Source organism: Salipiger sp. 1_MG-2023, from assembly GCF_030547555.1.
Lineage (GTDB): Bacteria > Pseudomonadota > Alphaproteobacteria > Rhodobacterales > Rhodobacteraceae > Salipiger.
Genome location: NZ_JAUOQN010000094.1, coordinates 1 through 9,112, shown reverse-complemented (window position 1 = coordinate 9,112; position 9,112 = coordinate 1). Strand labels below are relative to the sequence as shown.

Here is a 9,112-nt window from a genome sequence, read left to right as displayed (position 1 = left end):
ATCGCACCGATCGCCATGGAAGACGGCCTGCGCTTCGCCATCCGCGAAGGCGGCCGCACCGTCGGGTCGGGCGTCGTCTCGAAAATCCTCGCGTAAATTCAGATGCCTCGCCCCTCGGGGCGAGGCGCTGATCCGTCATGCCTCCAAAGGGGCTTGACTCGCGGGGCGCGCCAGACTATCCGGCGCGCCTGCAAGGAATTCGGACGGGTGCTTCGGCACCCGTCTGCTTTAAGGGGGCATCGCCTCCGCCAGGGTTCGAAGAGGGGTCCGGATGGTCCTGCCTCCTCCTCTCAACCTCAACGCCAAAAATAGGACTGTTCGATGAACCAGAACATCCGTATCCGGCTCAAGGCGTTCGATTACCGCGTGCTCGACGCCAGCACGCAGGAAATCGTCAACACTGCCAAGCGTACCGGCGCGCAGGTCCGCGGCCCGATCCCGCTGCCGAACAAGATCGAAAAATTCACCGTTCTGCGTGGTCCGCACGTGAACAAGAAATCCCGCGACCAGTTCGAGATCCGCACCCACAAGCGGCTCCTGGATATCGTCGATCCGACCCCGCAGACGGTGGACGCGCTGATGAAGCTCGACCTCGCCGCCGGCGTGGATGTCGAGATCAAGGTGTAAGGAGAGCTATTGATGTTGCGCTCTGGAATCATCGCGAAGAAGGTCGGCATGACCCGACTGTTCATGGAAGACGGCAAGCAGATCCCTGTGACCGTCCTTCAGCTCGACGGCCTTCAGGTCGTTGCCAACCGTACCTCCGACAAGGATGGCTACACTGCCGTTCAGCTCGGCGCCGGTTCGGCAAAGGCCAAGAACACCAGCAAGGCAATGCGCGGCCATTTCGCCATCGCCAAGGTCGAGCCCAAGCGGAAGATCGCGGAATTCCGCGTCGACGCTGAGAACCTGATCAATGTCGGTGAGGAAATCACCGCGGATCATTACTTTGAAGGCCAGTTCGTGGACGTGTCCGGCACCTCCATCGGTAAAGGCTTTGCCGGTGGCATGAAGCGTCACAACTTCGGCGGTCTTCGCGCGTCGCACGGTGTGTCGATTTCGCACCGCTCGCACGGCTCGACCGGTCAGTGTCAGAACCCCGGCAAGGTGTTCAAAGGCAAGAAGATGGCCGGTCACATGGGTGCCGTGCGCGTCACCACCCAGAACCTGCAGGTCGTGAAGACCGACGCGGATCGCGGCGTCATCATGATCAAGGGCGCGGTCCCGGGGTCGAAGGGTGGCTGGGTCACCATCAAGGATGCCGTCAAGAAGCCGTTCCCCGAGAACGCGGTTCTGCCGGCAGCTCTGAAATCCGCCGCTGCACCCGCAGCTGAGGCCGAGCAGAAGGAAGGCGACGAATGAAACTCGACGTGATCAACCTCGACGGTTCCGCCGCGGGCGAAGTCGAGCTGACGGACGCGATCTTCGATCTCGAGCCGCGCGCCGACATCCTGCACCGTGTGGTCCGTTGGCAGCGCAACAAGGCGCAGGCCGGCACCCACAAGGTCAAGACCCGCTCGGAAGTGTCGTACTCGACCAAGAAGATCTATCGCCAGAAGGGCACCGGCGGCGCACGCCACGGTTCGCGCAAGGCGACGATCTTCCGCAAGGGTGGCATCTACAAGGGCCCGACCCCGCGGTCGCACGCCCATGACCTGCCCAAGAAGGTCCGTGCTCTGGGTCTGAAGATGGCCCTTTCGGCCAAGGCAAAGGCCGGCTCGCTTATCATCATCGATAACGCGTCGTCGGAAGCCAAGACTAAGGCCCTCGCTGCCCAGGTGAAGAACCTCGGCTGGAAGCGCGCGCTGATCATCGACGGCGCATCGGTGAACGAGAACTTCATGCTCGCCGCTGCCAACATCGACGGTCTGGACGTGCTGCCCAGCATGGGCGCCAACGTGTATGACATCCTGAAGCGTGACACGCTCGTGCTCACCAAGGCGGGTGTCGAAGCTCTGGAGGCTCGACTGAAATGAGTGCGAAGCCCGAACATTACGACGTGATCCGCAAGCCGATCATCACCGAGAAATCCACCATGGCGTCGGAAAACAACGCCGTGGTCTTCCAGGTGGCGATCGACGCGACGAAGCCCCAGGTCAAGGAAGCCATCGAGGCGCTCTTTGACGTCAAGGTGAAGGCCGTGAACACGACCATCACCAAGGGCAAGGTCAAGCGTTTCCGTGGCCAGATGGGCCGCCGGAATGACGTGAAAAAGGCCTATGTGACCCTCGAAGAGGGCAACACGATCGACGTATCGACCGGTCTTTGATCCGAGTTACATGATTATAAGGAGGCCCTCGCAGTGATGCGGGGGCCTCTTTTTTACCTATCGTTTTTTGCCGAGAGAGGGGAGGCCTCCGGAGACTGTGCGAACACTGTTCCCGATTGGACCTGAGTAGTTGGTCCGTAGCTTACGCCTATCTCTTTCGATTGCATCTTCAGCAGATCGAAGTTCGGCCTTTCGCTTTTGCTCGGCGCGCTCGGTACGTCGCAGGTATTCAGCGTGATAGCTTCCGTCCTCAATGATCTGCCGCAAGTGGCGGTACGTAAGGCCTTGAAAGCTTGGTAGAAGCGGAGGCTCTTCGTAGCGCGCTTTGTCCTTTGGCTTGAGTTTTCGAAACTTGAAGCGGCCCTGAGAGAATTCACTCAATGTGAGAAACAGGACGATTTCTTTGATGTCATCCCGATCTGCGCCGTCGTGGAATGTAAGAAGTCGGTCAAGAATTTCAGGGCTGTTGTGCTCGCGATAGGCGGTGACGAAGTGAAATATGAACGGGATACCAGCAGCTTGATCGCTGCGCTCAAAACAGATGTAGTCTTTGTATAGTTCGACGATCCTTTTAAGGCGCATCTATTAAATCCGTGGTCTAAATTCAGTTTCGTCTGGGCGGTAGTCTTATCTTACTATGCGAAACCGCGCCGGGCTTGACTACCCTTCAACGCGCTTCTATAGGTCCCCATCCGCTACGGCCCCGGATTCGTCCGGGGCTTCGCGTTTTGCCTCAGGGGTCCGTCCCGAGGGTATCGAACCGGGCACCTTCGGGGGCCTAGACCACCGGCCACCTGCGGCTCCCATGAGGGGCGAGGGGGCTAACACATAGGTCGGGGCAACCCGACCGTCTGCTAACGGAAGACAGAAAGCATGGCACTCAAGTCGTATAAGCCGACGACGCCGGGCCAGCGCGGGCTGGTGCTGATCGACCGTTCGGAGCTGTATAAAGGACGCCCCGTCAAGGCCCTCACCGAGGGTCTGACAAAATCGGGTGGCCGGAACAACACCGGACGGATCACGTCACGCCGCCGCGGCGGTGGCGCAAAGCGTCTCTACCGGATCGTCGATTTCAAGCGGGCCAAGTTGGACGTGAACGGCATCGTCGTTCGCATCGAATATGACCCCAACCGCACGGCCTTCATCGCGCTCATCCAGTATGATGACGGCGAGCAGGCCTATATCCTCGCGCCACAGCGTCTCGCCATCGGCGACAAGATCGTGGCCAGCGCGAAGGCGGACATCAAGCCGGGCAACGCAATGCCGTTCTCGGGCCTGCCGATCGGCACGATCGTCCACAACATCGAGCTGAAAGCCGGCAAGGGCGGTCAGATCGCACGCGCCGCTGGTACCTATGCCCAGTTCGTCGGTCGCGATGGCGGCTACGCTCAGATTCGCCTGTCCTCGGGTGAACTGCGCATGGTTCGTCAGGAATGCATGGCCACCGTCGGTGCCGTGTCGAACCCCGACAACAGCAACCAGAACCTCGGTAAAGCCGGTCGTAACCGCCACTATGGCAAGCGTCCGAGCGTCCGTGGTGTCGTCATGAACCCGATCGACCACCCGCATGGTGGTGGTGAAGGTCGGACCTCTGGCGGCCGTCACCCGGTGACCCCGTGGGGCAAGCCGACCAAGGGCAAGCGCACCCGCAATCCCAACAAGGCATCGCAAAAGCTGATCATCCGCTCGCGCCACGCCAAGAAGAAAGGGCGGTAATTTATGTCGCGCTCTGTTTGGAAAGGCCCGTTCGTCGACGCCTACGTCCTGAAAAAGGCCGAGAAGGTTCGCGAAAGCGGCAAGAACGAAGTCATCAAGATCTGGTCCCGTCGTTCGACGATCCTGCCGCAGTTCGTCGGTCTGACGTTCGGCGTCTACAACGGCCAGAAGCACGTTCCGGTGAACGTGTCCGAAGACATGATCGGCCAGAAGTTCGGCGAGTACGCGCCGACCCGGACCTACTATGGTCACGCAGCCGACAAGAAAGCCAAGAGGAAGTAAGCCATGGGCAAGGATAAGAATCCCCGCCGCGTGGCGGACAACGAGGCAATGGCGAAGCTGCGCATGCTGCGCACCTCGCCGCAGAAGCTGAACCTGGTGGCCGCGCTGATCCGTGGCAAGAAGGTGGAACGGGCCCTCACGGACCTGACCTTCTCGAAAAAGCGGATCGCCGTGGACGTGAAGAAGTGCCTTCAGTCCGCAATCGCGAACGCCGAGAACAACCACAACCTTGACGTCGACGAACTGGTCGTCGCCGAGGCCTATGTGGGCAAGAACCTGGTGATGAAGCGTGGCCGTCCGCGGGCACGTGGCCGTTTTGGCCGCATCAACAAGCCGTTCTCGGAGATCACCATCAAGGTCCGTCAGATCGAGGAGCAAGCCTGATGGGGAATAAAACCAATCCGATCGGCATGCGTCTTCAGGTCAACCGGACCTGGGACAGCCGCTGGTACGCTGACACTAAGGACTATGGTGACCTGCTTCTCGAGGATATCGCGATCCGCGATTTCATCCACGAAGAGTGCAAGGCCGCTGGCATCGCCCGTGTCATCATCGAGCGTCCGCACAAGAAGTGCCGCGTGACCATTCACACCGCACGCCCCGGCGTCATCATCGGCAAGAAGGGCGCGGACATCGAAGTTCTGCGTAAAAAGCTTGCAAAGATGACCGACTCGGAACTGCACCTCAACATCGTCGAGGTTCGCAAGCCCGAGCTGGACGCACGACTGGTCGGCGAGAACATCGCCCAGCAGCTCGAGCGTCGTGTGTCGTTCCGTCGTGCCATGAAGCGCGCGGTGCAAAGCGCGATGCGTATGGGTGCACAGGGTATCCGGGTCAACGTCGCGGGCCGCCTTGGCGGCGCCGAGATCGCCCGGACCGAATGGTACCGTGAAGGTCGCGTGCCTCTGCACACCCTGCGTGCCGACATCGACTATGGCACCGTTGAAGCCAAGACCGCCTATGGGATCATCGGCATCAAGGTCTGGATCTTCAAGGGTGAGATCATGGAGCATGACCCGTCCGCCCGCGAGCGCAAGTCGCAGGAAATCCAGGATGGTCCGGCTCCGCGTGGCGCCATGGGCGGCCGCCGGTAAGGAGACTGAACCATGTTGCAACCGAAACGCACCAAGTTCCGGAAGATGTTCAAGGGCCGCATCAAGGGTGAGGCCAAGGGCGGTTCCGATCTGAACTTCGGCCATTACGGCCTCAAGGCGCTTCAGCCCGAGCGGGTTACTGCTCGGCAAATCGAAGCCGCCCGTCGTGCCATGACGCGTCATATGAAGCGTCAGGGTCGCGTCTGGATCCGTATCTTCCCGGACACCCCGGTGACCTCCAAGCCCACCGAAGTCCGGATGGGTAAGGGTAAGGGCTCCGTCGATTTCTGGGCCTGCAAGGTCAAGCCCGGCCGCGTGATGTTCGAACTCGACGGTGTCGATGAAGAAACCGCACGCGAGGCGCTGCGCCTTGCCGCGATGAAGCTGCCGATCAAGACCCGCGTGGTCGTCCGCGAGGACTGGTAAGCTTCGCCCGGCTCTTGCCGGACGGAAAACAGGGCCCCCGCTTTGGCGGGGGCCTTTGCTTTTGGAGGACCCAGATGTTCTGGTTGTTCAGGCGAATCGTGCTGATTGTCGCGCTTTGCGCCGGATTCGCGGGTGGCCGGATCTATGAGCGCTTCGTCTACAAGGATCTTTGCATTGAAATGGGGGGTGGCCAGATCGCCGGCAATCGTCCGATCTGCGTGGTGCCCGCGCCGCGTTAACGGGGAAAGATCGGGGCCATCTCTTGATCGAATCGCGCCCAGGTCATCGTGGCACGGTTGCCCGCATAGCCGTGGTAGTGGCTTTTCCCGGTAGAATTCGGCAATCCGGCCCAGATCTTGGCTAGATTGTTCATGAAGGCCAGACGACTGATCTCGCCCTGTTCGATATCGTCGAACCCTGCGTCGAGCAGCAAGAGGTCGGCAAGCCGGTCTTGGATTTCGGGGCTGAATCTGTGGCTTCGGTCAATGCCCGCCCGCGCCACCAGACTCTTCAGGGTCGACGGTATGAACTGGTAGCGCCCGATGGCATGGGGCTGCCCCGGAGTCGCCTTGATCCAGCGATAAATTTCTTCGACGGTCATCGCGGTGGGCTTCTTTGGTGGCTTGACCCGCGCGCCATGGTTCACCGCGTCATACCCGGCGCGGCCTGCTTCGGCGCGGGCGATGATATGGCGCACGCGTTCGGCCTTGCTGGTTTGCAGGTCGGGCAGGGGGGGCTCTGAGGCATGGTTTTCCTGATCCAGCGCATCGCCGTCCTGATACAGCCGCACGACATGTTCGAACAGGCTGCCGCCTTGACGCCCGGCGAACAGGCTCGGGCCGCCCGTCGCTGCGCCGTCGCGCGAGGTGATCAGCGCCTTGCCCTGCTGCAACAATGGCTGGGCTGGCCCGATGCCAATCAGCGGCGCGGCGGCGAGGGCGGGACAGCCAAGCAGGCACAGGAACAGGGCGGCGAGTCGCAGCTGGGTCATTCTGACTCCGGTGGTGATTTCTTCGCGGAGCACCATCGCAGTGAGAGGTTGAGATTCCCTTGCCTTCCGAGTCGCAGTAAGACTCGCGCCATGACCCAGATCCGTTCGCTGTTTGCGACCCGCCTATACCGTGCCCCGCTGTCAGAGCAGGAGCCGCTGATCGACACCGACGAGCTGGCCTCGTCTTGCTGGTCCATTGCCGAAGACGATGAGGCCGGGCAGGAGTGGTGCGACGACAACGGCTATCCGGGCTATACGTCCTATGCCTCGCTGACCGATTTGCCGTGGCGTTTCCCGATTTTCGCCGCGCTGATCGAGGCGCTCGACAAGCATGTCGCCGCCTTCGCCGAAGATCTTGAATTCGATCTGGGCGAGCGCAAGCTGGTGGTCGAAGACATCTGGATCAACATCCTGCCCGAAGGCGGCACCCATGCCTCGCACATCCATCCACATTCGGTGATCTCGGGCACCACCTATGTGTCGATGCCCGAAGGAACCTCTGCGCTGAAGCTCGAAGATCCGCGTCTGGGATTCATGATGGCCGCGCCTGCGCGTCGCAAAGGCTGCCGCGAAGAGCTGAAGACGTTTATCTATGAATCCCCGAAGGTGGGCGATGTGCTGCTCTGGGAAAGTTGGCTACGCCACGAGGTGCCGCCGAACATGTCCGAAGAAGAGCGAATCTCGGTCAGTTTCAATTACAAGTGGGACTGAGCGGCCGGTCGAGGGCTGGACAATGCGGCTGACGCGGCAGAAGCTCTGAGCGACAGGCGGGCGCGGCCGCAGCCGAGGCCAGAGCCGCAGCCTGCCCCGAACAATATGATCGAGGAGCGCAAGTGCCTGACCTTCAACGAACTCCAGAGCGTTACACCACGGAGGAATACGAGGAGCGCCTCGTCAAGATCCGCGCCGACATGGCGCGCAAGGGGATCGACCTGCTGATCCTGAGCGATCCCTCCAACATGGCCTGGGTTGCGGGCTATGGTGGATGGTCGTTCTATGTTCATCAATGCGTGCTGGTCGGCCCCTCTGGCCCGCCGATCTGGTTTGGTCGTGGCCAGGACGCCAATGGCGCTTACCGGACGGTCTGGATGACCGAGGAATATGTGATCGGCTATCCCGATCATTACGTGCAATCGACCGAACGCCATCCGATGGAGTACCTTTGCAGCAAGCTCACCGATATGGGCTGGCACAAGGGCACCATCGGCGTCGAAATGGACAATTACTGGTTCTCGGCCCGCGCCTATGAGCGGCTTCAGCATGGCTTGCCGAACGCGCGCTTCGCCGATGCGACCGGATTCATCAACTGGCATCGCTCGGTGAAATCCGCCAAGGAGCTCGATTACATGCGCCAGGCGGCGCGCATCGTCGAGCGGATGCACCATCGTATCGCGCAAAAGGTCGATGTCGGTGTACGCAAATGCGATCTCGTCGCCGAGATATACGATGCCGGTCTGCGTTATGATGAATGGTACGGGCATGGCGGTGATTACCCGGCAATCGTCCCACTGTTGCCCTCGGGCCCGGATGCCGCCGCGCCGCACCTGACATGGGACGATCTGCCGATGAAGCCGGACGAAGGCACGTTCTTCGAAATCGCTGGCTGCTATCAGCGCTACCACGTGCCGCTGTCGCGCACGATCTTTCTTGGCAAGCCGCCACAAGAGATGCTGGACGCCGAGGCGGCGGTGCTCGAAGGCATGGACGCGGGGCTCGAGTCTGCGCGCGCCGGGAACACCTGTCATGACATTGCCGACGCGTTCTTCCGGTCGCTCGAAAAGCGCGGGATCGTCAAGGACAACCGCTGCGGCTATTCCATCGGCCTGAGCTATCCGCCCGACTGGGGTGAGCGCACCATGTCACTGCGCCGGGGGGACCGGACAGAGCTGAAGCCGGGCATGACATTTCACTTCATGACGGGGCTCTGGATGGAGGACTGGGGTTACGAGACCACCGAATCTATCGCGATTACCGATGGCGCCCCGGAAATCTTCTGCGATATGCCGCGAAAAATGCTGGTGAAGGACTGAATCGAAGGGCGGGGCCGATGGCCTCGCCCTTTTCGAGTCGGGTGTGTCTGTGGATAAGCCTGTGCACATCGCTGCGATGTGCCGGATCGGTCTGTTCGTCGAGGGGAAGGGCGCGGGGGAGTGCTGGCTTTTGAGCTAAAGTAATAGAATGATATCAATAGAATAGAGCCTGAATTCGGGAAAAGATGCCGAATTCCTAAATTTCTGCTTGCGGGTATGTTGGTGTAACCGTAAAAGCCCCTTCACCGGCGGCGCTGAGGCGCGGGTCGGGTCGCTGGACGGGGCGGACGGGACGAGGTGGCGG

The 9,112-nt window shown here is 60.9% G+C and carries 15 protein-coding genes; 13 read left to right on the top strand and 2 right to left on the bottom strand.

Features of this window, described 5'->3' with window-relative positions; genetic code table 11:
- The 5 genes from Q4543_RS23065 to Q4543_RS23045 all read left to right on the top strand — a co-directional run.
- The coding region (locus Q4543_RS23065) for a hypothetical protein (RefSeq protein WP_303441612.1) at positions 1 to 96 on the top strand (96 nt) is incomplete at its 5' end.
- Positions 97 to 321: 225 nt separating this feature from the next.
- Positions 322 to 627, top strand: coding sequence for a 30S ribosomal protein S10 (gene rpsJ / locus Q4543_RS23060; protein ID WP_017467315.1), 306 nt, complete (start codon positions 322 to 324; stop codon positions 625 to 627).
- A gap of 12 nt (positions 628 to 639) precedes the next feature.
- Positions 640 to 1,362, top strand: a complete 723-nt coding sequence (rplC, locus tag Q4543_RS23055; RefSeq protein WP_216004489.1) for a 50S ribosomal protein L3 — start codon at positions 640 to 642, stop codon at positions 1,360 to 1,362.
- Entirely contained in the window at positions 1,359 to 1,976 is a 618-nt protein-coding gene (gene rplD / locus Q4543_RS23050; protein WP_216004490.1) for a 50S ribosomal protein L4, read from the top strand. The genes rplC and rplD overlap by 4 nt, the downstream gene beginning before the upstream one ends.
- Positions 1,973 to 2,269, top strand: coding sequence for a 50S ribosomal protein L23 (locus Q4543_RS23045; RefSeq protein ID WP_216004491.1), 297 nt, complete (start codon positions 1,973 to 1,975; stop codon positions 2,267 to 2,269). The genes rplD and Q4543_RS23045 overlap by 4 nt, the downstream gene beginning before the upstream one ends.
- Before the next feature lie 57 nt (positions 2,270 to 2,326).
- Here Q4543_RS23045 and Q4543_RS23040 read toward each other — a convergent pair whose 3' ends face one another.
- Complete coding sequence (locus Q4543_RS23040) at positions 2,327 to 2,851, bottom strand: hypothetical protein (RefSeq protein WP_303442212.1); 525 nt, start codon at positions 2,849 to 2,851, stop codon at positions 2,327 to 2,329.
- Between the two features lie 291 nt (positions 2,852 to 3,142).
- On the opposite strand from Q4543_RS23040, the gene rplB reads away from it, so the two are divergent.
- The 6 genes from rplB (at position 3,143) to Q4543_RS23010 (ending at position 6,026) form a co-directional block, all read left to right on the top strand.
- Positions 3,143 to 3,985, top strand: coding sequence for a 50S ribosomal protein L2 (gene rplB / locus Q4543_RS23035; protein ID WP_216004493.1), 843 nt, complete (start codon positions 3,143 to 3,145; stop codon positions 3,983 to 3,985).
- 3 nt (positions 3,986 to 3,988) lie between these two features.
- Complete coding sequence (gene rpsS / locus Q4543_RS23030) at positions 3,989 to 4,267, top strand: 30S ribosomal protein S19 (RefSeq protein ID WP_008883583.1); 279 nt, start codon at positions 3,989 to 3,991, stop codon at positions 4,265 to 4,267.
- Between the two features lie 3 nt (positions 4,268 to 4,270).
- Positions 4,271 to 4,651: a 50S ribosomal protein L22 gene (gene rplV, locus Q4543_RS23025; RefSeq protein WP_216004494.1), complete on the top strand. Its 381-nt coding sequence runs from the start codon at positions 4,271 to 4,273 to the stop codon at positions 4,649 to 4,651.
- A complete protein-coding gene (gene rpsC, locus Q4543_RS23020) occupies positions 4,651 to 5,361 on the top strand; it encodes a 30S ribosomal protein S3 (RefSeq protein WP_216004495.1) in 711 nt (236 codons plus the stop codon). The genes rplV and rpsC overlap by 1 nt, the downstream gene beginning before the upstream one ends.
- Positions 5,362 to 5,373: 12 nt before the next feature.
- On the top strand, positions 5,374 to 5,787 hold the full coding sequence (gene rplP / locus Q4543_RS23015) for a 50S ribosomal protein L16 (protein WP_216004496.1): 414 nt from the start codon (positions 5,374 to 5,376) through the stop codon (positions 5,785 to 5,787).
- A 74-nt stretch (positions 5,788 to 5,861) separates the two neighbouring features.
- A complete protein-coding gene (locus Q4543_RS23010; RefSeq protein WP_303442207.1) occupies positions 5,862 to 6,026 on the top strand; it encodes a hypothetical protein in 165 nt (54 codons plus the stop codon).
- Here the strand turns inward: Q4543_RS23010 and Q4543_RS23005 are convergent.
- Positions 6,023 to 6,778 (bottom strand): hypothetical protein, encoded by a 756-nt coding sequence (locus Q4543_RS23005; protein ID WP_303442205.1) that lies wholly within the window; start codon positions 6,776 to 6,778, stop codon positions 6,023 to 6,025. The genes Q4543_RS23010 and Q4543_RS23005 overlap by 4 nt on opposite strands.
- 90 nt (positions 6,779 to 6,868) lie before the next feature.
- On the opposite strand from Q4543_RS23005, the gene Q4543_RS23000 reads away from it, so the two are divergent.
- Complete coding sequence (locus Q4543_RS23000) at positions 6,869 to 7,489, top strand: TIGR02466 family protein (protein ID WP_303442203.1); 621 nt, start codon at positions 6,869 to 6,871, stop codon at positions 7,487 to 7,489.
- Between the two features lie 122 nt (positions 7,490 to 7,611).
- Entirely contained in the window at positions 7,612 to 8,808 is a 1,197-nt protein-coding gene (doeA, locus tag Q4543_RS22995; RefSeq protein WP_303442201.1) for an ectoine hydrolase DoeA, read from the top strand.
- Positions 8,809 to 9,112: the final 304 nt, after the last annotated feature.

Bases quoted from the DNA above. Each gene is read 5' to 3' on its own strand.
- rpsJ (WP_017467315.1), top strand. From the start codon at position 322: ATGAACCAGAACATCCGTATCCGGCTCAAGGCGTTCGATTACCGCGTG.
- rplC (WP_216004489.1), top strand. From the start codon at position 640: ATGTTGCGCTCTGGAATCATCGCGAAGAAGGTCGGCATGACCCGACTG.
- rplD (WP_216004490.1), top strand. From the start codon at position 1,359: ATGAAACTCGACGTGATCAACCTCGACGGTTCCGCCGCGGGCGAAGTC.
- Q4543_RS23045 (WP_216004491.1), top strand. From the start codon at position 1,973: ATGAGTGCGAAGCCCGAACATTACGACGTGATCCGCAAGCCGATCATC.
- Q4543_RS23040 (WP_303442212.1), bottom strand. From the start codon at position 2,851: ATGCGCCTTAAAAGGATCGTCGAACTATACAAAGACTACATCTGTTTT.
- rplB (WP_216004493.1), top strand. From the start codon at position 3,143: ATGGCACTCAAGTCGTATAAGCCGACGACGCCGGGCCAGCGCGGGCTG.
- rpsS (WP_008883583.1), top strand. From the start codon at position 3,989: ATGTCGCGCTCTGTTTGGAAAGGCCCGTTCGTCGACGCCTACGTCCTG.
- rplV (WP_216004494.1), top strand. From the start codon at position 4,271: ATGGGCAAGGATAAGAATCCCCGCCGCGTGGCGGACAACGAGGCAATG.
- rpsC (WP_216004495.1), top strand. From the start codon at position 4,651: ATGGGGAATAAAACCAATCCGATCGGCATGCGTCTTCAGGTCAACCGG.
- rplP (WP_216004496.1), top strand. From the start codon at position 5,374: ATGTTGCAACCGAAACGCACCAAGTTCCGGAAGATGTTCAAGGGCCGC.
- Q4543_RS23010 (WP_303442207.1), top strand. From the start codon at position 5,862: ATGTTCTGGTTGTTCAGGCGAATCGTGCTGATTGTCGCGCTTTGCGCC.
- Q4543_RS23005 (WP_303442205.1), bottom strand. From the start codon at position 6,778: ATGACCCAGCTGCGACTCGCCGCCCTGTTCCTGTGCCTGCTTGGCTGT.
- Q4543_RS23000 (WP_303442203.1), top strand. From the start codon at position 6,869: ATGACCCAGATCCGTTCGCTGTTTGCGACCCGCCTATACCGTGCCCCG.